Source organism: Nostoc sp. (genome assembly GCF_036916575.1).
In the GTDB taxonomy this organism is placed as follows: Bacteria; Cyanobacteriota; Cyanobacteriia; order Cyanobacteriales; family Nostocaceae; genus Nostoc.
In genome coordinates this window covers 37,928-60,093 of record NZ_JBALGC010000092.1, presented here as the reverse complement: position 1 = coordinate 60,093, position 22,166 = coordinate 37,928, and the positions used below count along the sequence as shown (strand labels likewise).

The 22,166-nt window shown below is 41.6% G+C and carries 29 protein-coding genes and 1 pseudogene; 15 read left to right on the top strand and 15 right to left on the bottom strand.

Translation table 11 applies throughout. The annotated features are described in order from the left end of the window. Positions 1-157: 157 nt before the first annotated feature. The 3 genes from V7L29_RS19335 to V7L29_RS19325 all read right to left on the bottom strand — a co-directional run bounded on the left by V7L29_RS19335 (position 158) and on the right by V7L29_RS19325 (position 2,844). The gene (locus V7L29_RS19335; protein ID WP_334736519.1) at positions 158-649 is read right to left on the bottom strand and encodes an O-acetyl-ADP-ribose deacetylase; all 492 of its coding nucleotides are present in this window, start codon (positions 647-649) and stop codon (positions 158-160) included. A 267-nt stretch (positions 650-916) separates the two neighbouring features. Next, complete coding sequence (locus V7L29_RS19330; protein ID WP_334693086.1) at positions 917-1,579, bottom strand: response regulator transcription factor; 663 nt, start codon at positions 1,577-1,579, stop codon at positions 917-919. Then, positions 1,579-2,844: a sensor histidine kinase gene (locus V7L29_RS19325; protein ID WP_334693087.1), complete on the bottom strand. Its 1,266-nt coding sequence runs from the start codon at positions 2,842-2,844 to the stop codon at positions 1,579-1,581. Before V7L29_RS19325 ends, V7L29_RS19330 begins: the two co-directional genes overlap by 1 nt. A gap of 383 nt (positions 2,845-3,227) precedes the next feature. Between V7L29_RS19325 and V7L29_RS19320 the strand changes: the two genes are divergently transcribed. The 3 genes from V7L29_RS19320 (at position 3,228) to V7L29_RS19310 (ending at position 5,051) form a co-directional block, all read left to right on the top strand. Next, complete coding sequence (locus V7L29_RS19320) at positions 3,228-3,710, top strand: Spy/CpxP family protein refolding chaperone (RefSeq protein ID WP_334736518.1); 483 nt, start codon at positions 3,228-3,230, stop codon at positions 3,708-3,710. A gap of 483 nt (positions 3,711-4,193) precedes the next feature. After that, positions 4,194-4,436, top strand: a complete 243-nt coding sequence (gene sipA / locus V7L29_RS19315; protein ID WP_334693089.1) for a regulatory protein SipA — start codon at positions 4,194-4,196, stop codon at positions 4,434-4,436. A 57-nt stretch (positions 4,437-4,493) separates the two neighbouring features. Then, on the top strand, positions 4,494-5,051 hold the full coding sequence (locus tag V7L29_RS19310; protein ID WP_334736517.1) for a peroxiredoxin: 558 nt from the start codon (positions 4,494-4,496) through the stop codon (positions 5,049-5,051). A gap of 240 nt (positions 5,052-5,291) precedes the next feature. Here the strand turns inward: V7L29_RS19310 and V7L29_RS19305 are convergent, their stop codons facing one another. Beyond that, the gene (locus V7L29_RS19305; protein ID WP_334693091.1) at positions 5,292-5,927 is read right to left on the bottom strand and encodes a nucleotidyltransferase family protein; all 636 of its coding nucleotides are present in this window, start codon (positions 5,925-5,927) and stop codon (positions 5,292-5,294) included. Between the two features lie 12 nt (positions 5,928-5,939). Further along, on the bottom strand, positions 5,940-7,097 hold the full coding sequence (locus tag V7L29_RS19300; protein ID WP_334736516.1) for an XdhC family protein: 1,158 nt from the start codon (positions 7,095-7,097) through the stop codon (positions 5,940-5,942). A gap of 601 nt (positions 7,098-7,698) precedes the next feature. Between V7L29_RS19300 and V7L29_RS19295 the strand changes: the two genes are divergently transcribed. The 4 genes from V7L29_RS19295 to V7L29_RS19280 all read left to right on the top strand — a co-directional run bounded on the left by V7L29_RS19295 (position 7,699) and on the right by V7L29_RS19280 (position 10,024). After that, positions 7,699-8,292, top strand: coding sequence for a flavin reductase family protein (locus tag V7L29_RS19295; RefSeq protein WP_334736515.1), 594 nt, complete (start codon positions 7,699-7,701; stop codon positions 8,290-8,292). Positions 8,293-8,471: 179 nt separating this feature from the next. Then, a complete protein-coding gene (locus V7L29_RS19290; protein ID WP_334692455.1) occupies positions 8,472-8,936 on the top strand; it encodes a YbhB/YbcL family Raf kinase inhibitor-like protein in 465 nt (154 codons plus the stop codon). Positions 8,937-9,282: 346 nt separating this feature from the next. Beyond that, positions 9,283-9,549: a Precorrin-3B methylase gene (locus tag V7L29_RS19285; protein WP_334736514.1), complete on the top strand. Its 267-nt coding sequence runs from the start codon at positions 9,283-9,285 to the stop codon at positions 9,547-9,549. A 109-nt stretch (positions 9,550-9,658) separates the two neighbouring features. After that, positions 9,659-10,024, top strand: coding sequence for a cupin domain-containing protein (locus tag V7L29_RS19280; RefSeq protein WP_334692458.1), 366 nt, complete (start codon positions 9,659-9,661; stop codon positions 10,022-10,024). A gap of 57 nt (positions 10,025-10,081) precedes the next feature. Here the strand turns inward: V7L29_RS19280 and V7L29_RS19275 are convergent. Next, positions 10,082-10,165 (bottom strand): annotated as a pseudogene (locus V7L29_RS19275) (IS607 family transposase); the annotation flags it as partial. Next, entirely contained in the window at positions 10,165-10,455 is a 291-nt protein-coding gene (locus V7L29_RS19270; RefSeq protein WP_334692459.1) for a YetF domain-containing protein, read from the bottom strand. The pseudogene V7L29_RS19275 and the gene V7L29_RS19270, both read right to left, overlap by 1 nt. Before the next feature lie 354 nt (positions 10,456-10,809). Between V7L29_RS19270 and V7L29_RS35545 the strand changes: the two genes are divergently transcribed. The 3 genes from V7L29_RS35545 (at position 10,810) to V7L29_RS19260 (ending at position 12,114) form a co-directional block, all read left to right on the top strand. Beyond that, on the top strand, positions 10,810-11,010 hold the full coding sequence (locus V7L29_RS35545) for a glycosyl hydrolase family 65 protein (RefSeq protein ID WP_442944219.1): 201 nt from the start codon (positions 10,810-10,812) through the stop codon (positions 11,008-11,010). Between the two features lie 186 nt (positions 11,011-11,196). Beyond that, positions 11,197-11,319 carry a hypothetical protein gene (locus V7L29_RS19265; RefSeq protein ID WP_334736513.1) on the top strand — a complete coding sequence of 41 codons (123 nt, stop codon included), beginning with the start codon at positions 11,197-11,199 and terminating at the stop codon, positions 11,317-11,319. A gap of 117 nt (positions 11,320-11,436) precedes the next feature. Beyond that, positions 11,437-12,114 carry a class I SAM-dependent methyltransferase gene (locus tag V7L29_RS19260; RefSeq protein ID WP_334692460.1) on the top strand — a complete coding sequence of 226 codons (678 nt, stop codon included), beginning with the start codon at positions 11,437-11,439 and terminating at the stop codon, positions 12,112-12,114. Between the two features lie 14 nt (positions 12,115-12,128). Here V7L29_RS19260 and V7L29_RS19255 read toward each other — a convergent pair whose 3' ends face one another. The 6 genes from V7L29_RS19255 to V7L29_RS19230 form a co-directional block, all read right to left on the bottom strand. Further along, positions 12,129-12,383, bottom strand: coding sequence for an MFS transporter (locus V7L29_RS19255; protein ID WP_334736512.1), 255 nt, complete (start codon positions 12,381-12,383; stop codon positions 12,129-12,131). A gap of 74 nt (positions 12,384-12,457) precedes the next feature. Then, positions 12,458-13,774, bottom strand: coding sequence for a Gfo/Idh/MocA family protein (locus V7L29_RS19250; RefSeq protein ID WP_334736511.1), 1,317 nt, complete (start codon positions 13,772-13,774; stop codon positions 12,458-12,460). Between the two features lie 350 nt (positions 13,775-14,124). Next, positions 14,125-14,802 carry a DUF4142 domain-containing protein gene (locus tag V7L29_RS19245; protein ID WP_334736510.1) on the bottom strand — a complete coding sequence of 226 codons (678 nt, stop codon included), beginning with the start codon at positions 14,800-14,802 and terminating at the stop codon, positions 14,125-14,127. Between the two features lie 120 nt (positions 14,803-14,922). Continuing rightward, on the bottom strand, positions 14,923-15,483 hold the full coding sequence (locus V7L29_RS19240) for a type 1 glutamine amidotransferase domain-containing protein (protein ID WP_334736509.1): 561 nt from the start codon (positions 15,481-15,483) through the stop codon (positions 14,923-14,925). A 33-nt stretch (positions 15,484-15,516) separates the two neighbouring features. Next, positions 15,517-16,404, bottom strand: a complete 888-nt coding sequence (locus V7L29_RS19235) for an NAD(P)-dependent oxidoreductase (RefSeq protein WP_334736508.1) — start codon at positions 16,402-16,404, stop codon at positions 15,517-15,519. Positions 16,405-16,748: 344 nt separating this feature from the next. Beyond that, positions 16,749-17,816 (bottom strand): aldo/keto reductase, encoded by a 1,068-nt coding sequence (locus V7L29_RS19230; RefSeq protein ID WP_334692466.1) that lies wholly within the window; start codon positions 17,814-17,816, stop codon positions 16,749-16,751. A gap of 112 nt (positions 17,817-17,928) precedes the next feature. On the opposite strand from V7L29_RS19230, the gene V7L29_RS19225 reads away from it, so the two are divergent. The 3 genes from V7L29_RS19225 to V7L29_RS19215 all read left to right on the top strand — a co-directional run bounded on the left by V7L29_RS19225 (position 17,929) and on the right by V7L29_RS19215 (position 19,709). Beyond that, positions 17,929-18,081, top strand: coding sequence for a hypothetical protein (locus V7L29_RS19225; protein ID WP_334736507.1), 153 nt, complete (start codon positions 17,929-17,931; stop codon positions 18,079-18,081). A 321-nt stretch (positions 18,082-18,402) separates the two neighbouring features. Next, positions 18,403-19,497 (top strand): patatin-like phospholipase family protein, encoded by a 1,095-nt coding sequence (locus tag V7L29_RS19220; RefSeq protein ID WP_334736506.1) that lies wholly within the window; start codon positions 18,403-18,405, stop codon positions 19,495-19,497. Between the two features lie 20 nt (positions 19,498-19,517). Beyond that, positions 19,518-19,709: a hypothetical protein gene (locus tag V7L29_RS19215; protein ID WP_334736561.1), complete on the top strand. Its 192-nt coding sequence runs from the start codon at positions 19,518-19,520 to the stop codon at positions 19,707-19,709. A gap of 146 nt (positions 19,710-19,855) precedes the next feature. Here V7L29_RS19215 and V7L29_RS19210 read toward each other — a convergent pair whose 3' ends face one another. Further along, positions 19,856-20,233 carry a DUF6632 domain-containing protein gene (locus V7L29_RS19210; RefSeq protein WP_334692468.1) on the bottom strand — a complete coding sequence of 126 codons (378 nt, stop codon included), beginning with the start codon at positions 20,231-20,233 and terminating at the stop codon, positions 19,856-19,858. A gap of 355 nt (positions 20,234-20,588) precedes the next feature. On the opposite strand from V7L29_RS19210, the gene V7L29_RS19205 reads away from it, so the two are divergent. Then, a complete protein-coding gene (locus V7L29_RS19205) occupies positions 20,589-20,960 on the top strand; it encodes a hypothetical protein (protein ID WP_334692469.1) in 372 nt (123 codons plus the stop codon). A 130-nt stretch (positions 20,961-21,090) separates the two neighbouring features. Further along, complete coding sequence (locus tag V7L29_RS19200; RefSeq protein ID WP_334736505.1) at positions 21,091-21,234, top strand: hypothetical protein; 144 nt, start codon at positions 21,091-21,093, stop codon at positions 21,232-21,234. Positions 21,235-21,313: 79 nt separating this feature from the next. Here the strand turns inward: V7L29_RS19200 and V7L29_RS19195 are convergent, their stop codons facing one another. Beyond that, complete coding sequence (locus V7L29_RS19195; protein ID WP_334692471.1) at positions 21,314-21,880, bottom strand: PEP-CTERM sorting domain-containing protein; 567 nt, start codon at positions 21,878-21,880, stop codon at positions 21,314-21,316. Positions 21,881-22,166 lie beyond the last annotated feature (286 nt).

Here is a 22,166-nt window from a genome sequence, read left to right as displayed (position 1 = left end):
AGTCCTATAGTCCTTCCAAACTAACTCGAAAAATCTCGTTATTTCTCTCTATGCCACAGATACTTTGATCAAGTCGGAAAACCTTCCCAAGTAAGTGTTATACTCAGTGACTGTGCGGTTTAAAGTAATTTATCTAACCAATATTCATTTACTTCGGTCAATGCGTAAGTCCTAAAATATTTGTATATATTCCATAGTTTTCTGGATCATAACAGCAAAAAATTATTCTTTGTGGACGACCATTCTTTTGTAACTGTTCATCACATATTTTCACTGCCACCTCAGCTGCTAAAGTTTTAGGATATTTATAAATGCCAGTACTAATGCAGGAAAATGCCAAACTATTAAACTCTTTATCTGCGGCAATTTGCATACATTTATAGTAACACTGAGCTAGAAGTTCGGGTTCTCCGTGATTACCTCCTCGCCATACTGGACCTACGGTATGAATGATGAAGCTTGCAGGCAAGCGATATCCTTTGGTTAGTTTAGCATCCCCAATCTTACATCCTCTAAGTGACCTACACTCATCAACTAGGTCTGATCCAGATGCTTTGTGTATCGCTCCATCTACGCCACCACCTCCAAGCAGACTAGTATTTGCGGCATTGACGATCGCATCAACTTCTAACTTTGTGATATCACCCAAAATTACTTCCATAAAACAATTAAACGTAATCAAGACTAATTTATATACTACAAGTGTGTTATGTAGATGCCCATCATACAGTTTTAGCTTCAAGCTAAACGATCAGTCTGCTTAAAGTGATGAGCGATCGCAAACAATGGTAAGTTCGCAATTTCTAGGATCGCCTGCTTTTTCCTGATTTATTCAATCATTTTTTGTTTACTTTATCAATGGGTAAGTTATGATTTTTTCATTGTATAAGTAGCTCGACGAAGAATTACGAATTATTTAACTTGGCTCATTCAAATAGGATAAATATGTATTTGCCCAAATAGCAGCTTGAGTGCGATCGCGCAAGTTCAACCTGTTTAAAATATTCGTCACATGATTTTTTACTGTTCCCTCAGAAATGTATAGTTTCTGAGCAATTTCTCGGTTACTAGCGCCTGTAGCAATTAACCGCAAAACCTCTTTTTCTCTAGGAGTAAGTTCAGCTAGACTAGATGGTACAGCCGATGACTGGGTTGATGTACCATTAGAAAACTGAGTTAACAGCTTTTTAACTATACCTGGGCCTAATTGAGTATATCCTTTATGAACGGCACGAATAGCAACAGCTAATTCTTCTGATGGTGTATCTTTTAATAAATAACCCATTGCTCCATTTTGCAATGCTGCTGACACATATTCATTATCATCAAAAGTCGTCAATACTAAAATCTTGGTTTTGGCAAAACGTTTTTTAATTTCCCGCGTGGCTGCAACTCCATCCATAATTGGCATTCTGATATCTAGTAATACTACATCTGGTTGAAATTCAGCAACCAAATTAATTGCCTGTTCACCGTTTTCTGCTTCTCCCACTATCTCTAAATCTGGTTCTAGTTCCAATAAAGCTTTTAATCCTTGACGAATTAAACTTTGGTCATCTACCAACAACACTTTAATCATTATATAAACCTTGTTAATGGAATATTAACTGTAATTTTGCAACCGCAACCAAGAGCGCTATTAATATTAAACTCCCCTCCAAGTGCTAAAGTGCGATCGCGCATACTATGAAGTCCAAAACCAGTAGTATTTTGCCCTAAATCAAAACCTTTACCATTATCCTGAATTATCAATCGTAAATTCCCTCTTGTCGTAATGAGTTCCAGTTTCACCTCGGTTGCATATGCATATTTAGATATATTAGTCAATGATTCTTGAGTAATCCGGTAAATAGCGGTATTGATTTCAGGTGGTAGAGAATATTCAATGTTGATTTGATAAATTGGTAAAATGCCATTTGAGCGATGAAAATTTTCTAAAAGACTAGCGATCGCCCGTTCTAAAGATTGCTCTTGTAAGGGATTAGAACGCATAGTAGAAACAGATTGACGGACATCTTTTAGCGCTTTGGAACCTAATTCCTTTGCTGTTGCTAAAAATGTTTCAGCCTTACCTGGATTAGATTGCCACAGTTTTAAAGCAGTTTCTAATTGCAGATTTAAAGCAGTCAGAGAGTGACCTAATGAATCATGAATTTCACGAGCAATGCGGTTACGTTCTTCTAAAGTAGCTTGATTTTCAATCCTCATGGCATATTGACCGAGTTTTTCGTTAGCAATGGCCAACTTCTCTCGACTGTGCCGTTCAGATAATACTGCATTCATCATCAACAATACAAAAACCAAACTTAAGCCAAATACCAGCGACGAATTCAAAATCAGAAATCGATATCGTTCTTGTGCTTGTGGTGATGTTTGAAAATTGAATAACTGATATTTGAGTTGTGTAGTAACTAAAAATAAGGTAAATGATAAAGTTGTAACGAATAAACGCCCAGGTAATTTAAAAATTAGACAACTGCGAGTAACTAAAATTATGTAAAGAAAGGGAAAAAGGCGAGCAAATCTCTCACCAAAAAGTCCAGTTGTTAAGATAAATACAATTTCAATTATTGTGTATATTATTTTATTTATATGGTTTTTAGTAGGTAATCTTAAGCCCATTAATGCAAAAATAATCAGACTATAAATTGACAGTTCTGGCAATATGCTACAAACTGACAAGTCTGGAAATACAGCACAAATTGATAGTTCTGGAGGCTTAGAATGAGCCCGCCGTAATGGAGGTGGTATAACTGCCGTCAATGCAGTAATCGCTAGTAGTGTCCACTCAAGATAAAGTAGAGACGGAAAAGGATGTTTCTTAATTTGAATTGGACGACTCATCAGTCGCTTCGCTCCAGTTATAAGTTATGAGGTATGAGTTAAAAATTATGAGTTAGGATTACCGAAGATTTAAGCGGCTGATTCTGCCGCTCAAATTGAACGCTGAGTCAAGAAGTAAGAGGAAGTACAGAGTATAAAAACGTTAGGCAATAAGCTAAATAAAGATTTATAAATTAATCATAATCAAAATCTTCATTATTTATAACAGACGCGATTAATCGCATCTCTACTCCTAACTCCTAACTATTTATTGTCAGTCACATTTGTCAAAATTCCATCATGACTAAAGTCATGGGTAAAACCGTGACTTTCTCCTCATGTGACTACTAAAGATAAGTTCTTATGATAGTGACATCCAACCAGGAAAAACCACCAGACAAGTAATGAAACTCAAAGCATTATCGCTAGTTGCTGGAGCGATCGCCCTAACTTTAACTGCAACCTCCTTTGCTGTTCACGCCCAAACAGCCTCTCCTTCACCCGTGCTACTTGCACAAACTCCACACAGGGGCCATTGGAAAGACTTAGGTCTAACAGATGCCCAAAAAACTCAAATTCAGGCAATTAAGCGCGATAGCCGCACCAAAATTGAAGCAGTTTTTACCCCAGAACAAAAAGCAAAATTAGAGGCGGCGAAACAAGCACGTCGGGCTGAGTGGCAAGCGCGTAAGGCTCAGGGGCAAATAGGTCAACGGCAACCAGGTCAGCATCACGGTCGCAAAAAAGGTGATTTTGCTGACTTAAATCTGAGTGAAATACAGAGAACCGAAATCCGACAAATTCGGGAGTCAGAGAAACAACAGATTCAAGCAGTCTTCACCCCGGAACAGCGCCAAAAACTAGAGCAATTCCGTCAAAATCGTTAACAAAGCAATCCTGGATAATCTCCAATCTTTCAAAAAATACTTAATAAGTCTGGGGTGGGCAGTGCTGCCCATCTCATCCCAAGATAGATTATGATGCAACCGCTCACTGCTTATCCAAATCTTGCTCCTCGCCTGCAACAGGTTTTAGATTTACTCATCATATTGCTGAAGCACTGATGTCCAGGCATTGTTTTCCATAATCAAAAATTAATAGACTTCTTGCAGAAGATGCGGAAAGGGGAAAACTTTATCCCCTTTCCCTTTCCCTATTTATTCCCACCTTCTCTCAAAGGGAGAGGCTAGGGACTGTTTTCAAACCCCAAATTAGCGCCAAGGGAGAAGATTGGACTGCCGACGCTCCTACGGACGCTCGATTACTCGCTAACGCTAAAACCAACGTAGTGGCTCCCCAATGCCCCATTTAGTAGACTTTCAAGCTAGTTATGAGTTATGAGTTAATTCAAAACTCCTAGCTTGATTAAGATGTCCAAAGAATTCGCAATTGGTAGTAAAGTCCGTGTTGTGGCACTACCAGCCTACGTCAAAACTGCTGAACCTATGCCGATGCTGCGCCCACCCGATGTAATTCACATTGGTGAAGAAGGTATAGTCCTTGACCGCAGACCCGGTGGATATTGGGGTATTCGCTTTGCCAAGGGGGCCTTTCTCCTAGATAGTCAATACATTGAAAGCACAGATATTCCTCCCGAATCACATTTAAAGTGAGATTAATAGTAACCAAGAATTGTAAACTTGTGTAAAGTTGTGATTCTGGTTTGCACCATGATTTTCCGCCACACTTTTTTAAGCATATTATTTGCCAGCTGTATTTCTGTGATCAGCTGGCTGAATTTTACCCCTGCTGCTGATGCTCTTGGTGGTAAACTTCCTGCAATTAATCAACCCGCACCAGAGTTTACTTTGCCAACTAACACAGGTGATGGCAAAATTTCCCTCTTTGACTTGCGCGGTAAGTGGTTAGTTCTCTACTTTTATCCTAAAGACTTCACCTCTGGTTGTACTATAGAGGCTCATCGTTTTCAACAAGACTTACCCCAATACCTGGAAAAAAACGCTCAGATTATTGGCGTAAGTGCTGATGACATTGATTCTCACGCCAAATTTTGTGATTCAGAGGGACTAAAATTCCCGCTATTGGCTGACACTGATGGTTCAGTGAGTAAAGCTTACGGTTCGTGGCTCGGTTTCTTATCGATGCGCCACAGTTTTATCATCGATCCTCAGGGCGTCTTGCGCGAGACTTTTGTCAAAGTCAACCCAACCATTCATAGTTCAGAAGTGCTAGCACGACTAGAAAAATTACAGTCGGCAACTTCTTAGACGATTGGCCTAAGTTAGGGATTTGCCTCCTTGGCTGAGGCTAAAGCGTATAATTTGCTCTATTTAGCTATTAACGCCCAATAAACCCCCTGCCTGTCTAATCAGTATTTAGGAGTTTGATACTCAAGCACAGTACGAAGTTCCTGAGTAAGAAAGTGGCGGGTTTGAATCCCCCGCTTTCTTGTTCTGAATTCTTCTTCAACTAGCGGCAAGCCAGGGATATCATAGCAGTGCAATAAATTAGTTCCGCGTGCTAATTGATAGCAATTGTTCATAATCCTTTGGTGTATCAATATCGATATCCCCTAGTGGAAACGGAATGGAAAACACTTCATTGAGGTTATTATTAATAACTTTTTTTGCTCCTGAAGTTTCTTTCAAAGCAGCAAGTTCTGAAAAAAATCTTTGACTAAATAGAGCGGGAACACCTAATGTACCCGCATATTCACAAGCAATGATTGGTTTATTTGCCAAATAATATGCATCAACAAGTTGATTAATAATTTGGTGAGAAACAAATGGCTGGTCACAAAGTGTAATAACTACTGCTTCTATTTTTTGAGGAAGATTATTTAACAATTCAATACCGCTCTTGATTGAAGCACTCATTCCACAAGCCCAATCCGAGTTCTTAACTACTGTAACGGGAAGTTGCTTAATTTGAGGATGAATCTGTTCTGCATTTGCTCCAAGTACTACTACTACAGGTTGACAAACTGAAGCGATCGCCATTTCTGTAATGTATTGCAAAAAACTACGTCCTTGATAAAGCAATAGTTGTTTCGGTGTACCCATACGAGTAGATGCACCAGCAGCAAGAATCATAATAGCTATGGTTGATTTTTCATTGTCTATTTGCTCAGTGTTAAATACCATAACAGATAAAAACTATGTGGTAAGTAGCAAGTTTGAGTTGTTTTCATAGGATTGGTGAATTGGTTGATTGCGATTTCTTAAAAAATTACCACTGCGGTTTGTTAGCACTGCTTGAATTTCAGCAATAATGGCGATCGCTATTCCTTCAGGTGTATCTGCTCCGATGTCAATCCCAATAGGGCCATACAATCTTTTTAATTGTTCAGTAGTATAAACTATTCCTTGCGAACGTAAATCTTCAAGCAATCTTTCAGTCCGCGGCTTTGGGCCTAAAACCCCTATGTAGCGTGCAGAAGATGGCAGCAACATTTTCAAAATTTCCAGGTCGTCAAGGTAATTATGCGTCATCACGACAGTAACTGTGTAGGCATCTATAAATACCTGTTTATGTACAATTTCTCGCCGACTAAGAATGACATCACAAGGCATAGGAAATCGCGCTCTAGTTGCTTCATTAGCTCGACAATCTACTACAGTAACGTGCCAACCTAATGCTTGAGCAAACTGGGCTACGGGTACAGCGTCATAACCTGCACCAAATATTACTAAAGGCGTGGGTGGTTGGATGACTTCGATAAAAACTTCTACACTGCCTAAAGGTAACTGATAGTTGTTTACGCTTGACTTTTGATTAGCCAAGGCTGCTTGAGTATCTGTAATCAGAGATTGAATTAAATTTGGATCTTTGATGTCAGTGATAAATTTACCATTTGGATACAGCAGTAAGCGCGATCCTAGTTTGACCTTGACTGCGCCTTCAAAGGCAAAAACTGTGGCAATAATACCCAAATGTTTTTTATCAAAGCACTCTTGTATAAAAGCGATCGCATTCGGTGCACTTTCTCTCTCAAGACGTTCGATCAGAACTTGCACTATCCCATTGCACCCCAGACCAAAGCCCCAAAGAATATCTTCAGAGGCGGTGTTATCGTAAGTAACAACAATTGGTTTGCCGTCTGACATTCGTTGTTGAGTATGCTCAAATACGTCGTTCTCCAAGCAACCAGCGCTGATTGTGCCGATCATCCGACCTGTATTTGTGATCAACATTTTGGCACCTGATCGGCGATAGGTTGAACCTTGAGTTTTGACTACAGTGGCAAGGAAAGTGATTTCACCACTTTTTTGACTTGACTCAAAGCCTTCTAAAATTGCTTGTAATTCGTTCATTTGATTGCTTATTTTTCTGTTTCTAGCAGTTTGTTAGCTTGAATAGGCAGTCCCAAGGAAAACAATGTGATGACTGTGCCATTGTGCATCGCTGTTAGTGTCAGACACGAGTCGATTTGCTACCTGTTAACAATTACAGTATATATATTAGACTGACTGCTTTGTTTCCTGCCGCAGGCATCGCGGTGTTATTCTATCCAAAATAAGCGAAAATCCCGCTAAAATCATGCCCCGCAGGATAGTTGCCAACTTGAGTTATTTATCTATTATGAGAGTTAGCATAGAATACTGATCTTCGGTAACTTACAGTTTTGGCAGAGTACTTTAAACTTCTTGCAAAAGTCTTAATTTGAGACTCTTGATTTTCATAAGAGGTCTATTGCGTTCAGTTAAAAAATCTGTCTACAGGCTGAATTTGGCTTTCACACAAAGTCTAGGTTGTTATGACCAAAGAACTATACCAAAAATGGACAAAAAGTATTGAACTTAGGTAAGGAACTTTCCACTAAGCTCTTGAATAATTTATTTTTTGGTATTCACTAAATACTTTTAACCAACCGTAAGATTACAGAATTTTATGTTATCATTTGTGCCGCACGAAATGAAAGACCCTGCTCCTTACCAGCTTTTGACAAGCATCGTTGCTCCTCGCCCAATTGCATGGGTATCTACAATTAGTGCCTCTGGAATTCCCAATCTTGCCCCGTATTCGTTTTTCAATGCAGTAGCAGGTTTTCCACCAACCATAATGTTCTCAGTTGCATACCATAGACACGAACCAAAAGAAAAAGACACGTTACGCAATATTCATGAAGTTGATGAATTTGTATGTCATGTGGTGGATGAAACACTCTCTCATGCAATGGTTCAAACAGGAACGGAATTTCCTTATGGAGTTAACGAGTTTGAAAAAGCAAACTTAAAAGCTATTCCTGCTACAGATGTCCGACCATTACGGATTGAAAGCTCACCTGTGGCAATGGAGTGTAAAGTCACACAAATAGTTGCAGTAGAAGGAACCAATAATGTGATGGTATTGGGTCGAGTGTTACGATTTCATGTGCGTGAAGATTTATATCGCCAAGATTTGGGATTAGTTGATACTGTAGTGATGCAGCCGATTATGCGCTTAGGTGGGCCAGTTGAATATACAAAGATTGGGCAACTATTTGAGATGGTAACTCCAAAGGTATGATGGGATGTTAATTTACAAGCGTTGGGCGTAGGTTCCCTTGTGCCTTATGAAATTCATCCTTAACTTATATCCATTGGATGTTGTTTTGGACAACGAATGAAATCACCATCAATATGAACACTCAGACACTGCTGCTTGGGCAAGTTAACTCAGTTTGTGTATCGAAAGGATGATTGCCAATGGCTTTGAATATCAAAAATCTACGGATTGTCAGCCCTGCATTTAATACCCTCGAACAGATTCCCAAACGCTACACTAGTGAAGGCGAAAATATTTCACCCCCACTAGAGTGGAGCGGAGTGCCTGAGGGAACTCAACAACTGGTATTGATTTGCCATGACCCAGACGCGCCACTCGTTTGCGGGTTCACTCACTGGATAATCTACGGTATTGAACCAACCGTTAGTCAGCTTGCCCAAGCAGACGGCAGTAAATTGATTGAAGGTATAAACAGTAATAATGAGCCAGGATATACTGGCCCTGCTCCACCAGCAGGGCATGGGCCTCATCACTACTATTTCTGGCTGTACGCCTTAAACAAGAAACTCGACCTAAAACCAGGTTTGAACCGAGAGCAACTCCTTGATGCGATCGCCGAGCATGTCATTGAGCAAGCACGGCTGGTTGGAATTTATGAGAGATGAGATCAGTTAATCATACTCCGCAGTGAAAATCGACGTTTTTAATCACATTTTTCCCCAAGCTTACTTCGATAAAGTAATAGAAGTAGCTGGTGACGTAAAAGGACATAGGCAAGCGTATTCGACTATTTCAAGCAGTTTTATGCTGATACCGCCCTCTTCGGTGCGGATGCAGCCACAGTTTGTGGACTGGATTTCTTTAGTGAAGACAAAGTGCTTTTTGCCTTTGATGCGCCATTTGACCCAGAGGGATGTTATATGTACATCCGCTAGACAATTAAGGTGATTGACAGTCTCGACATCAGCCAAGAACAGCGAACAAAAATTTACAAACCTATAGCATTTAAGTATGGCAAAGCAGGACGCTCCACTTACGGGAGAAGCACTAATTAAGGAAGTTTGTCGGCGTATTCGAGTAGCTCGTAGCTATTGGGATGCTCACAACAACGCTGCCTGTCGAGGTGAGCGCAACCGAGCCTTAGCTCTTTACAATACTTTAAGTAAGGAACAAAAAGAGCAGATTCCGCAAGAGTTGCGGGTATGGCTACGCTATCGCAGTGAGAAATACTTTGGCGCACACCGAACAGCACCCAAGTCAGCACGAAAATCAAAATAGTCCAGTCTCTACAAGGTAACAGATGCAGATAGCTGGTATTCTTTTAAGAGCGATCGCATATCCCATCTTTAAATAAGTTGTGTTTATTGTTTTAAAGGCTTTTTAAACAGTGCTAGTACAAAAACTGAATGCGTGTACAGAATTCATTGCAGATGATGGCACTATTTTGCGAGAATTATTGCATCCTGATAAGCAACCTTTGAAATTGCGCTACAGTCTGGCTCATATAGTAGTGCCAATTGGGCAAACTTCTATACCTCACTCCTTAACAACTTCGGAAGTTTACTACATTCTCAGTGGTCAGGGAGAAATGCATATAGATGATGAACTACAGATAGTAGAACCAGGAGATGCTATCTACATTCCACCATTAGCCAGACAATTTATTCGCAATTCGGGAATTGAGCCACTGGTATTTATATGCATAGTTGATCCGGCATGGCGTCAACAAGACGAGACTGTATTTCAAAAGTAGAAACACTTACCATGAAAAACTTGCTCCCATAGCCTTGCCAGAATTGAAGAATAGAATTAAAGAAAAAATCAGTTCAGCCCCGAATCTAAGCAGACGGTCTTTATGGGTTAGTACGAGTCTTTGTACTTTGCTTTCAGTAATTAGCCCTTTTCTTGATTGGGAATAATCGAAATCCCGCCACTGCGCTCTAACACAGCATACTTGATCTGATCCATGCGTTCCAAGCCTTGCAATTGGCGGGCTGCGGTCAGAATATCGTCCTCATCCACCCGTGCCTTTGCCATGCGGTCTTTTAGGGGGCGACCTTCTTCCACAATCACCAACGGCACACCATCAAGGAACTTTTCGACTTGGGGCGATCGCTGCTTACAAAGAGTCCTGCTAAAGTGACCAGTGCGATAACCACCCAAGCGATACGTTGGATAACCCACGCTCGCTGCTGATAATCGAGATCCTGATTAATTTCCAAGTCTCCCACTCGCTTTAGGTTTGGCATCCTACTATAATTCCACTGTACTCGCTGGATTTCAAGTTCTTTGCTTATTATGAAATAGAGCCTTTTGTTTGCGATCGCATCGTTCTGATGGATTAACTTTCCACGATACTCAGTTATCAAGTAGAAAGAGCTTTTAATCACCAGTCGCTCTCCTGACTTGGCTTCATATGTGGGCGCACATTCTGATTGAGTTTAACTACTTGTTGTACCACCAAAGAAGACGCTTTGGGCAGAATGCCTAATTGCAACCGAACATTTCGCCACAGTATAGCAAGGGACTGGGGACTGGGTGAAAAGCCTTTTTGTATCTAACCTCAATTGGCTACGGGTTAACTTGAATCATCAAGGCAACGATCTGCAAATTGAGATTACCCAAAAGCATCTGGGTATTACATCCGCTCCTGAAAACAGTAAATCTGTAAAGATTATCTGCAAAGGACAAGTCGCAACTGTGCAACCTGGCACCTCGATCATCATTCATCTCCATTGAAAGTGTTAGCGACGGCAAAATAAAAAATTCCCTTAATATTTGTGCTAAAAAGCTTAAACTTATTGAGAACGGAAAATGAAAAATCAAGGTTTTCAAACACATTTTACGAAGAAAAGTAAGGATTTTTAGACAGTTTTATCTATTGTCAAAATTTTACGCTCACGCATAATAATTTTGCCATCACCGATGTCCGAAAAAGTCATCAGTAAAAGAGATTGGGGGGGATTGGGTAATCAGCAAAAAAATGATGTTCTGGGCTTTGAAGAAAAAACATCTGTATGGAATGTTTTCCGGCGTCCCAAGTATTGAGTACCCACAAGCATAGAGCAGCGTTCCAAAAGCCGCTAATATAAAGGTATAGCGGGGGCGAATACTCGCTACCCCAAGCGCTATGCCGCGACTAGTTAAAAGTATCAAGTTTGGAAAATGGATAAAAATTACCTAGCACAGCAGTACAATAGCAAGAAAACACTTTTTATTAAGGGCAGTCGAAAATACGATACTAAGAGCATAACTATATTTCATGAATACATCAATAAATTTGATATCCAAGGTAAAAAAGTTTTAGATATGGGGTGTGGTGATGGTTCAGACTTGCTAATTATCCAAAAACAAGGGGCAGATGTTTTTGGAATTGATTCATCAGCAGAAATGATACACGAAGCTCAAAAATTGTTTTCTACTGAGAAGTTTTCTACCTGCGATTTTACGCAAACACCTTTCCCCAATCACTATTTTGATATTGTTGTCAGCAAATGGGCATTTCAAACAGCAAGTGACATTCAGAGTATTTATAAAGAAGTTATCAGGATAACCAATGATAATGCTAGATTCATTTTTTTGGTAGCTCATCCAATTCGTCAGTTTATTGAAAAAACAGTTAGCCCTAAAGACTACTATCAACAAGAGATAGTAAAATCAGTTTTGTTTGATGGTACTTTAGTTGTAGAGGAACCATCACATACTTTTCAAGAATATTTTTCACCCATTTTTCTTAGTCGATTCCAAATTTTGGAATATGCAGAAATTAATGATACAGGAACAGAAAGAATAAATGGTGATATTTATCCTTCATTTTTCATTATTCACAGCGCCAAAAAATAGTTGATTATAGAAGTCTATACTAAGTCTGATATGGCTACTATCGTTTGGGTTCCAGAAGTAGAAGGAAGTTGGGCATCAATCAAAAAGACAACTCCCGCATTTGCCGCCACCAGTATAAAACCTGCGATCGCTGGCCCAACTGCTCGGGCAATGTTAAACTCAGCACTATTTAAAGCAATGGCAGCCATGAGTTGCGATCGCGGTAATAGTTCTGGTACAATTGCTTGCCAAGCTGCGCCATTTATTGCCGCTCCCAAATATTGAAGCAATCGGGCGATCGTCTAACAAAGATTTACGGAGCGGACTCCAAGCAGAGGTTATCATGACTGCGGTATGCAGGTATTTACTTCAGCATTCGAGGAGCGGGGCCACGAGTGGTATCCAATCCTGACACACGAGGTAGAGTGATCGTTTTGCCTGTTTGTGCCGCTTGGTAAATCAACGCTATCAGTTTTTGGTCTTGCAAACCTTCTTCACCAGGCGTATGCGGTTGCTTGTTCCCAATCACACAATCTGCCATGTGATCAATTTCTAAGGCGAACTGGTTCTTCTCGCCTATCCGCACTTCGCTGACATTTTCTGCCATGCTGTTTGTTGGTGATTTGCGTGAAATCATCATCCGCAAACCGTTGTAGGAGAACGCCGGATCGAGTTGTCCCCAAGCATCAGAACCGAAGACGCGAAACCGCCGCGCTTCGTGAAAGCCGTAGCTAGTGGAGCAAATCGCTACTATCCCACTGGGAAACCGCAATTGGAAAGTGACACTTTCTTCCACCTCTTTGAAGCGCGGATCGCCGGGAGTACTGAAGGTTTGGGCGCTAATTGCGATCGGTTCCTCTCCTGTCAAATAGCGAGTTGTATTCAAGCAATAAACTCCCACATCTGGTAAACAGCCACCTCCAGCTAAAGCGCGTTTTAACCGCCACTGGTTTAAGTCACCACCCTGGTTTTGTCCGTTATCTGCCTGAATCACCTTCACAGTTCCCAATTCTTTGCTGCGGATCATCTGAATCATCGCGCGATGGTGTGGCTCGTATTGGCAGCGATAAGCAATCATCAGCTTGCGATTTGCTTGTTTGCACGCATCGATCATCTGTTGAGCATCTTCGACTGTGGTTGCCATTGGCTTCTCACACAGAATGTGCTTCCCTGCTTTAGCACCACGTACCGTATATTCCCGGTGCATACTGTTGGGCAGTACAATATAAATCACATCAACGTCTGAATTGTTGCGGAGATTCTCGTAATTCTGATAGTTGTAAACGTTCTGCGATTTGATGCCATACTGCTGGGCAACTTGATTGGCTTTGGCAGCATCGCCACTAACTAATGCAGTTGGCTTTGCTAGTTTACATTCTGCAAACGCAGGCATGATTTCTTCCAATGCCAGTCTGCCCAGTCCAACGATCGCAAACCCCAAGCGTCGCTCTGGGGGTAATGCAGTTGGCGGCCCCCCTGTTTCAACTTCAGTTGATGCCGAGATGGGCGGAAACTGAATCTGAGGCGGCAAGGGGCCTCCGTGTGGGGTGGCTTGCTGAGTTGGCTGTTGGGCAGCAACTTCTTCGCCCATACTACCAATTGCGGCGGCTGAAATGGCTCCTAACCCAGCAGTAGTCATAATCTGACGACGAGAAAATTTTCCTTTGAACAATTCAGACATCGTGGTTCCTTAATAATAAAATTTTGGATTTAATACAGCATTTCATTAATTCGTAGCGAATGAAATTTGGCAATACCCTGCAATGCCAATGCGTCGGCTGACAATGCTAATGCGTCGGTTTACAATGTTAATGCGTCGGCTGACAATGCTAATACGCGGTTTATAATGCTAATGCGTCGGCTGACAATGCCAATGCGCCGACTTACAATGCCAATGCGTCGGCTAATAATAGACATCTCCAGAAATTAAATATGCGTTATCCAGAACCCTTGTAGAGACGTAGCACTGCTACGTCTCTACATTCATTTTCACTCTTATGTCTAAGAAATACTTAACTGAACTGTATTACCTTAAGGGGTACTAGTTGGAGTTGGGGTACTGGTTGGAGTTGGGGTGCTAGTTGAACTTCCAGGATTAACAATAGAACCAGCCTGTTGCAGGTGTGCTCGGAGGGTTGGTAGCTTTTGAGCCGCGAATGCTTTCACATCTGGATCTTGTCCCTGTTTAGCTTCAGTTTCAAATGCGGAGACATCATTTTGATGATCTTCAAGCATCTGATTCATATATTCGTGGTTAAAGGTATCACCAGTAAGTTTGGATAAGCGTTCTTTGACTTGCTGATTTGTGCTGTCGAGACTAGTTGGCGGCGTTACACCTTTTTTTTTCGCCAACTTTGCGAGTTGAGTGTTCACCGGGTTGTGATCTTTAATCATGCGCTGTGCAAACTGTTTTACCGCCTTGCTAGTTCCACGTTTTAATGCCAGTTGTGCTAGTTGGACTTCTGCTAAACCACCTTGAGCGGCTTCATTTATGAACTGTGTGTCTGAAGAACTGAGGGTATTTTGCCCTGGTGTAGTTGGTGAGGCAGTTGGTGATGCCGTTGGTGATGGACTCTCAGTCGTTTGCACAGACTGAGCAGGTGGAGCTTCAGATGTAGTCTGGTCATGCGGAGTAGTTGGTGTGCAACCACTTGCCAAAGATAAGGCGATCGCCACTATACCACTAGAGAATATTTTAAAGTGGGACATAATCAATGTTCTCCTTAAATAAAGCTATATCTTGCAACGTAGAATGAAAAACAAGCGCAATTGCCCAAAGGGTAGTAGCAAAGCCTATCGCACAGTTAAATACGATCACTAATGCTGAAATCACGAAGCAGATGCCGTCGGTGCAAATTGTGCAAATAGATTTAACATTTCCCGATTGAATGCAGGGATATCATCTGGTTGACGACTTGTCACCCAGTTTTTATCTACTACAACTTCTTTATCCACCCAGTTACCACCTGCGTTACGAATGTCATCTTGAATTGTGTAATAACTAGTTAAAGTGCGTCCTTGCACCAAGTTGGCAGATATTAATTCCCAAGGTGCATGGCAAATGACAGCGAATGGTTTTCCTGCTTGTTGCATTTGCTGTAAGAAGGATTGCACTTTTGGCCCCATTCTCAGCGTATCGGCATTAAGTGCGCCACCAGGCAACAACACTGCATCATATTCGCTTGCTTGTGCTTGATCAATAACTCCATCAGCACTTACAGTCGTGGCTTTATCATGATGCCGAAATGCTTGGATTTGCCCGTCTTTGGTTGAAAGAATTTTAACCCTTGCACCAGCTTCTTTGAGTGCTTTTACTGGTTCTGTGAGTTCAGCCTCTTCAAACCCATCAGTTGCCAAGACTGCAACTCGTAAATTTGTTAATTTAGTCACGATTATCTCCAGGTTTTATTTAATAATTTGCAGTTATGATTCAACACTCACTCCTGCTTCCAACTCCAAAGCTTTGATCAATGCCGATGCATTTTCTTCCCCCCATCCTTGATTAACCGCTGTTTTAATGGTTTCTCTGACAATTGCGGCAGCAGGCGTTGGAGAATTTAAATCTTGGGCAAATCGAGCGATCAAATTTGCATCTTTCAACATATGCTTTAATGCAAAACTTGGTGTAAAATCCCTATTCATCAGCATCTTGCCCATACCGTCAAAAATCGGAGAGCGAAAATCTACCACATGCAGCACATCCAGAACGTCTTGTGTCTTAAGTCCGGCTTTGGTTGCCAGAATCAGCGCTTCCCCTAACGCTTCGATTTGGGTTGCCACAATCGAGTTACCGATGAGTTTCATCGACGCACCCTTGCCAGTGTCGCCCAAATAATGGATCGTTTCGCTCAAAGGCTCTAAAACTGGTTTGACTTGCTCAAATACCTCCTGCTTACCACCAACGACAATCCACAATCCTCCGGCTGCGGATTCGTTTTTACTGCCGAAAACAGGCGCATCAAGAAACTCGACTTGCTTTTTGGCATAGGCTGCGGCTTCTTTACGGGAGGTGTCAGGATGAACTGTACTCATGTCGATCGCAATTTGTCCTGAGCGCACGTTCGATAAAATGCCATCCTGCCCAAAGACAACCTCTTCAACCGCATTGTCATTCGAGAGCGAGTACATAATCGCCTCGGCATTTTCCACGACCTGTGCTGGTGTTTGTGCTTGTGTTGCACCTTGTTCAACCAGAGGCTTACAGGACTCTGGGTTACGATTCCAAACGTTCAAATCGTAACCAGCTTTGAGCAAGTTGGTTGCCATACCACTGCCCATGATGCCGAGTCCTAAATACGCAATGCGTTTCATAATGATGTTCTAGATGATGTCTTACTTTAAGGAAATTGCGATACTTTCAGGGCACACGAAGTGTGTCGAAGTCAACTTGTTTCTACCCTCCCTTCACATCATGGAAGTTTTGAGGATAAATACATCTTCCAATCGATAGACTCAACAGTAATAAATACCGAGATAGCAGCGAATTTCCTAGCTTTTTGTAAAAATGCATCAATCTGAGTTACACAAAAATTGATTTTGAGAGGATGTGTGTAAAGCATCAACTTGACATAACTCACACCTGCGAAATTGCGTAGGCGTAGTTCCCCGTAGACATCGCTGTTTGCATAAAAAACAGTTGAACATAGTATTAAAATTTATCCCAACCAAGCTGGATTCATCGCTGTACTGTCATTTTGGGTTGTGGTCTTATATCGTTCATACTGCCCTTTAGCTGCTGCCTCACGGGTACGCGCTAATAGTGCTGTAACTCGTGCCTGATCCATTGGCTTAAACGTGCGGACTGCCTCAAACGCTTGGTCTAAAATTCCCATGCTATCAATGCCTGTAATTACAACTGACGTTGGCAAATTCATTGCGTAATGCAGGCAATCGATCGCACTGACTGTGTTGCTTCTAAGAATGTAAGACTCCCCGATTGTTTTCATTGCTAATACACCAATGTTGTTTTTCACTAACACAGGTAAAACCTGGCGTTCAAAACTTCTAAAATGGGCATCCATGACATTCAAGGGCATCTGCACAGTGTCGAAGCGGAAACCATTTTGTGTCGCAGTTTCTAGCATCTGAAGATGAATCTGGGGATTCTTGTGTCCTGTGAAGCCGATATAGCGAATTTTGCCCGCCTTTTGCGCCTCGACGACTGCCTCCATCGAGCCACCAGGAGCAAAGACGCGATCGGGGTCTTCAAAGCGGAGTATTTCATGATGCTGTATTAAATCAATATGATCAACTTGCAAATCTTTGAGCGATTCATCAATCTGCATCTTGGCAGCGCTTTTGGTGCGACCATCGATTTTCGTCATTAAGAAGACCTTTTGACGATAACCATCCTTAAGAGCATTTCCCATCCAACGGTGGCTACGTCCGTTGTGATAATCCCAAGAATTATCCATAAAGTTGATGCCGCGATCAATCGCACTGCGGATCAGCTTGATACTTTCTTGCTCCTCTTCAATTTTTCCAATGTGAAACCCACCCAAGCCAATCACAGATACTTGTTCTCCGGTACGTCCGAGATTGCGATACAACATTTCGCCGCGTCGAGTTGGAGTGGGTGTTTGGGCTAGCAGTTGAGTATTTTCATCAACGGGTTCTGTTTGGGCGAGGAGCGGCTGCAAAAATCCTTCCGAAACTGCAAGTCCTGCCGCTACTAATCCTGAAGCAGAAGCAGTTTTCAATAAGCTGCGTCTACTGATCTCCATAATTGTCTCCTACAAGTAACAACAGGAATGAGCCGTATCGTATCACGGCAATCTGGCACAGAAACTCTAACTTAGGTGTGTTTTGAAACATATTCCGCAAGATGCATTCACAATGCCAGCCAATGCATTCACAATGCAAGTCGATGCATTCACAATGCAAGTTGATGCATTCACAATGCAAGTCGATGTATTCACAATGCAAGTTGATGCATTCACAATGCTTACCCTTTGTTTAAGCTTGCCCGATTTAAAACTTTATCAATAAAGGTAGAAGTTAAAGGGTAGGAGGAAAACAGTCTCTAAGGGACTTCCAAGTAAAAAATAAGTAGATAGACAAAAATATTTACAGTTATTGCAAGCAAAGCATACTCCTACAAAGAAGCAAGCGGAGCGTCTCGTAAAGCCTGCGGCATAGCTACGCTGAGGGCGCAGCCCAAGGTAGAGAAGCAACGTCAGCCCTTGCGATCGCTGTTTCGGCTACTTCAGTCTTTTATCTATATAAATCTTTATACAATTGATGTAGGTTGATGAAATTTTTATATCCGAACGGGGAATACTTATGTAAGTCATTCAGGGTTATTTGCATATGCCATCCGATCATAAAGAAAAGAAAAAATTTAAAATTCTGGCTTTAGATGGTGGAGGAATTAGGGGACTTGTTACTGCCAACATACTTACAGAAGTAGAAACACAAATCCAAAAAACATTAGGTAGAAAAATACCTTTAAACCAATACTTTGATTTAATCGTCGGAACATCAACTGGATCAATCTTGGCTGCTAGTTTAGTTTTGGGTAAGAGTCCTGCTGAAGTATGTAAAATTTATGAGGAAAAAGGGAGGGATATATTCCAAGCTCCACCGTTACGGAAACTTTTCAGTTGGATTTCTGGTTCTAAGTATTCAAATAAAGGACTTATTGAAGTTTTAAGAAATGAGCTTGGTGAAATTAAATTTCGGGATTGTAGCAAAAACTCATCAGCAGAATTGTTAATCTTTGCCTACGATACTCTTTACCGGAATACAACATTTTTTATCAGTCCTTGTCCTGAAGAAAATCGTTGGTTTAATAACATGAAACTTTGGGAAATTTGCGTGAGTTCTTCATCAGCTCCCACTTTCTTCCCGCCCTATGAATTTAAATTTACAGATTCCCATGATCAAAAGACGAAAACATTTACTCATGTTGATGGCGGGGTAAGTGCTAACTGTCCTGCTTTAGCCGCACTTGCTCATGCGACAAAAATCAAAAAGAAAAATATTGAAGACATCGCTATTTTGTCAATTGGAACTGGCAGAACGACTCAACCTCTTGAATACGTAAACCTGAAAAATTGGGGTAAGTTATTATGGGCAAAGCATATTCCCGATGTATTTATGGGAGGTCAAATTCAGATTACAACTGATGCCTGTGACCAAATAATCAAATCAGTTAATCCTGACGGTTATTTACGGCTTCAATTTGAGCTAAACAAAAGATTTGGAAAAGATGGTAAACTACTTCCTCATAATGAACAAATAAACGAATATATTCATCAAAACATCAATGAAGAAATGGATAATACTAGCATAGACAACATTGCTAAATTAAAAAATGCAACCGAGCTGTTCATTGCCAACAAAAAGGACAAGATCGCAAACTTTATCAAAAATACAGAGTCGATAGAATTAGTTAGACATTGAGCTGAGATACAAGTAATTTTATGCAAGATGGTCTGAAAAGGCTTGCTGTCTTAACTATGAAAGAAGTCATGCGCGGACAATATGGCTCAGATAGCGATCAAGCTCAAGCAGTAGGATTAAAGAAAAAATCAGACCGCAGCGTCCTTCCCGTAAAAAAGCCAGCTGATGGCGTAACCGCCTGCTGGAAGCGATGGCGTACCCGCCCGCCGTAGGCGATCGCAAGTTAATCAACTTGATTGAATTTAAAAACGAGCGATCGCTAATCGTCTGATTGAGGGTTGATGTTTTGGCGATTGCATTTGTAGTATTCGGCGTTGCAGTTTATGAGAGATGCGATCACATCGCATCTCTTTACTAATCATATATTTGACACTACTTTGCGGGGCGCTAAAAAGCCAAGGACAATTGCTACCAAGAATAATGCTGGAACATCACCAAACAGGTGTCCATGTTCAGCAGGGTCAATTACTGCATGTACTGCCATGATTAGCCCGTGGACTACACTTGACCAGACGGTGAACCAGATTAAACTCAGGTAAGCTTCTGGTTGCCTTGAAGCCAACAACAAAAAGACACCAAGCGTCGCATAAACACCAATGATCATCTGTTCGTATTCGTGCTGACCTGGTTGCCATAACCAGCCTGATGCCCAGATTTGACTTAGCGGATAGATAAGTAGAAAAGCTATTCCAAAAAGAGCCAGAGCGATTCGTAAATACCGATCGCGCCTATCCATTGCTTTAACCTCCGCTATTTTCTAGTGCAGTCTCTACTAAAAAAACTGTATAATTTTGTGATTGTATTTCCATTAGTGACACTTCAGCTTTGGAGTGTTAGAAATTTTAATGCTCCTGGTGGTTTAAAACTGATTCAACTGTGAGTGCAAGCCGATGCATTCACAATGCAAGTCAATGCATTCACAATGCAAGTCAATGCATTCACAATGTAAGCCGATGCATTCACAATGCAAGTCGATACATTCACAATGCTTACCCTTTGTTTAAGCTTGCGCGATTTAAAACTTTATCTTACTGTTAGATTTTTAGTCTCAATGGGTACATTAAATGTATCCTAGAGTAGTAAATACATCTATGACTATCCAAGATACAACACGCCGTTTGCGTCCTCAAACCATTAGTCAAGATATTAGCTCATTGCAAGGTTTGCAAACCGTCAGCACCTACAACACGACTCGTGCTGATGCCTCAGCTACAAAGTTACAAGAAGTTTATCAGGCAATGTTGATTTCTCAACAAACTGAAATTGAGAAATTAGCTTTACACCGTGCTGCTGCTGATGCTGCTCGATTAGCAGAGTGGGAATTTCATAATGCTGTATTAGCGATGAAAGAAGTCGTGCGTGGCCAATATGGCTCAGATAGCGATCAAGCTCAAGCGGTGGGACTGAAGAAAAAATCAGACCGCAAGCGTCCTTCCCGCAAAAAGTCAGTTGCGATGGCGTAACCGCCTGCTGGAAGCGATGGCGTACCCGCCCGCCGTAGGCGATGGCGTACCCGCCCGCTGGAAGCGATGGCGTACCCGCCCGCCGTAGGCGATCGCAAGTTATACCTAATTGTTTTCAAACATATTAATTTTGGCAGGCAGGGAAGCAGAGGAGCTTTCTAGCAAGGGGAAAGATACCACAGATGATTGCAACTTGGTATTAATCAACTTAATTGAAGGTAAGTTCGACCAACACAACGGTAGTACGATTGCGATCGTCTGTAGCTGCCATTAACCAGATATCCGACTGCTTGATGTGGATCGTCCCTAGAATTGGGGTTGCAACTCAGAAGTCAGATATCTCGTTTCACTGTTTACTTTGCGGCTTGCTGTTTGCGCCGACGGATGCAGGCACAAGCGACACCTGCAAGCGCTAGACCTGCAATTGTGGTCGGTTCAGGAACAGTAGCCGTGTTCGTTTTATTTGCGGTAGATAATTTCAAGGTAAAATCGACAGGCAATCCATCGCTGACCGTGCGCTGAATGCGGAACACTTCACCAGGGTTGACGCGCGCCCCTGTGAATGTTGCAACGGAGTTGTTTTCAGATAGCGTCACCTTGTAAAGGTTTGAAGTAACAGTGCCAAACTGAGCATCAGGGCTTAACAGACGATACACAATATCACCGACAGAGACATCCAAGTTATTCACGTTATTGTTAATGCTAAGTGCAGATCCCGATCCTGTCATGAGAATAGGACTAACATATGGCAAGGACGTAGCTCCTAGCTGGGTGAAACTGAAGACTGGTTCACTCAAGGGAGGCGCTGGGAGAACATCTAAGGCTTGATTGACGAGCGAGACTGCTTGTGCAGTCGTTGCAGTGCTAGCTAAGGCAGCTAATGCTACAATAGTCGAGAGTGCGAACTTTTCGGTTTTCACGGTTTTGAATAGACTCCTAATTAGAACTACAATCATCAAAGCTAGCCAATTGAACTTGAAGATGCACAGGATGGAAAACAGGGATTTAATTGGCGGTCATCAGCACAAAATTTCCAACTCAAGGCAGCTGGAAAACTGAGCGATCATTTAAGAAAACCAGATTGATTTTGTAGAGATAACTAAATATCTATGGTTTTCCTACTAAATATTACTTTCATCACAGCATCCTTAAAAATCACTAGTATCATAATAGATTGACTGAGCTTTTTGTTATCTTCTTTACTGG

Excerpts from the sequence above, each read along its gene's own strand:
- V7L29_RS19330 (WP_334693086.1), bottom strand. The coding sequence starts at position 1,579 with ATGATTAAAGTGTTGTTGGTAGATGACCAAAGTTTAATTCGTCAAGGA.
- V7L29_RS19325 (WP_334693087.1), bottom strand. The coding sequence starts at position 2,844 with ATGAGTCGTCCAATTCAAATTAAGAAACATCCTTTTCCGTCTCTACTT.
- V7L29_RS19320 (WP_334736518.1), top strand. The coding sequence starts at position 3,228 with ATGAAACTCAAAGCATTATCGCTAGTTGCTGGAGCGATCGCCCTAACT.
- sipA (WP_334693089.1), top strand. The coding sequence starts at position 4,194 with ATGTCCAAAGAATTCGCAATTGGTAGTAAAGTCCGTGTTGTGGCACTA.
- V7L29_RS19310 (WP_334736517.1), top strand. The coding sequence starts at position 4,494 with ATGATTTTCCGCCACACTTTTTTAAGCATATTATTTGCCAGCTGTATT.
- V7L29_RS19305 (WP_334693091.1), bottom strand. The coding sequence starts at position 5,927 with ATGGTATTTAACACTGAGCAAATAGACAATGAAAAATCAACCATAGCT.
- V7L29_RS19300 (WP_334736516.1), bottom strand. The coding sequence starts at position 7,097 with ATGAACGAATTACAAGCAATTTTAGAAGGCTTTGAGTCAAGTCAAAAA.
- V7L29_RS19295 (WP_334736515.1), top strand. The coding sequence starts at position 7,699 with ATGAAAGACCCTGCTCCTTACCAGCTTTTGACAAGCATCGTTGCTCCT.
- V7L29_RS19290 (WP_334692455.1), top strand. The coding sequence starts at position 8,472 with ATGGCTTTGAATATCAAAAATCTACGGATTGTCAGCCCTGCATTTAAT.
- V7L29_RS19285 (WP_334736514.1), top strand. The coding sequence starts at position 9,283 with ATGGCAAAGCAGGACGCTCCACTTACGGGAGAAGCACTAATTAAGGAA.
- V7L29_RS19265 (WP_334736513.1), top strand. The coding sequence starts at position 11,197 with ATGTCCGAAAAAGTCATCAGTAAAAGAGATTGGGGGGGATTGGGTAAT.
- V7L29_RS19260 (WP_334692460.1), top strand. The coding sequence starts at position 11,437 with ATGGATAAAAATTACCTAGCACAGCAGTACAATAGCAAGAAAACACTT.
- V7L29_RS19250 (WP_334736511.1), bottom strand. The coding sequence starts at position 13,774 with ATGTCTGAATTGTTCAAAGGAAAATTTTCTCGTCGTCAGATTATGACT.
- V7L29_RS19245 (WP_334736510.1), bottom strand. The coding sequence starts at position 14,802 with ATGTCCCACTTTAAAATATTCTCTAGTGGTATAGTGGCGATCGCCTTA.
- V7L29_RS19235 (WP_334736508.1), bottom strand. The coding sequence starts at position 16,404 with ATGAAACGCATTGCGTATTTAGGACTCGGCATCATGGGCAGTGGTATG.
- V7L29_RS19230 (WP_334692466.1), bottom strand. The coding sequence starts at position 17,816 with ATGGAGATCAGTAGACGCAGCTTATTGAAAACTGCTTCTGCTTCAGGA.
- V7L29_RS19225 (WP_334736507.1), top strand. The coding sequence starts at position 17,929 with ATGCCAGCCAATGCATTCACAATGCAAGTCGATGCATTCACAATGCAA.
- V7L29_RS19220 (WP_334736506.1), top strand. The coding sequence starts at position 18,403 with ATGCCATCCGATCATAAAGAAAAGAAAAAATTTAAAATTCTGGCTTTA.
- V7L29_RS19215 (WP_334736561.1), top strand. The coding sequence starts at position 19,518 with ATGCAAGATGGTCTGAAAAGGCTTGCTGTCTTAACTATGAAAGAAGTC.
- V7L29_RS19210 (WP_334692468.1), bottom strand. The coding sequence starts at position 20,233 with ATGGATAGGCGCGATCGGTATTTACGAATCGCTCTGGCTCTTTTTGGA.
- V7L29_RS19205 (WP_334692469.1), top strand. The coding sequence starts at position 20,589 with ATGACTATCCAAGATACAACACGCCGTTTGCGTCCTCAAACCATTAGT.